Annotated in this window: 1 protein-coding gene; it reads right to left on the bottom strand. The window is 67.5% G+C overall.

Annotated features, from left to right (window positions below):
- A partial coding sequence (locus D3273_RS27965; RefSeq protein WP_281011441.1) for an MHYT domain-containing protein occupies positions 1 to 515 on the bottom strand: 515 nt, incomplete at its 3' end.
- Positions 516 to 603 lie beyond the last annotated feature (88 nt).

Below are 603 nucleotides of genomic sequence, written 5' to 3'. Positions count from 1 at the left end.
GTCGAGGTCAGGTCCGTCGCCCTCGCCATGGCGACGACGGAGCAGACGACGCTGACCACGACCGAGGCCGCCACGTAGTTGCGGTCGAACATGAGGAAGCCCGAGAACGTCATGGCTGCGACGCCGACGTAGTGCATACCCGAGATCGCGAGTCCGAGCAGCATGCCGGAGAGGGCGACGCGGGCTGCACGCGCGGCAGGCGCCTTCCAGGCGAATAGGGCCATCAGGGCCCCGCCGACCGCGACGAGGATGGACAGCGCCGTCAGGCCCAGGTCGTAGGCCATCTCCAGACCGGGCATGAACGCCAGCATGGCGACGAAGTGGAGCGACCACACGCTGCAGCCGAACACGATCGCCGCCGCCGCGAGCCAGGGGCGTCCGCTTCGCCTCGCCGTCTCACCTGCCTTCGCCAGCAGCGTGGTGGTCGTGAGGCAGCCTAGGACGCAGATCACCGCCGAGACGGCCACGAGCCGAAGGTCGTGTTCATGCACGACGCAACCCAGGACCTTCAGCATGCCGACCTCACCGGGAAAACGGAGAGGTCATGCGTCGCACGCCAGACCTAACGGACCGTTGTGTCGAGGCTGAAAAGGCCCAGGGTTG

The organism is Lichenibacterium minor (assembly GCF_004137685.1).
GTDB classification, from domain to species: domain Bacteria; phylum Pseudomonadota; class Alphaproteobacteria; order Rhizobiales; family Beijerinckiaceae; genus Lichenihabitans; species Lichenihabitans minor.
Note: the sequence above shows the minus strand (reverse complement) of the source record. Positions and strands in the feature narration are given on the sequence as shown.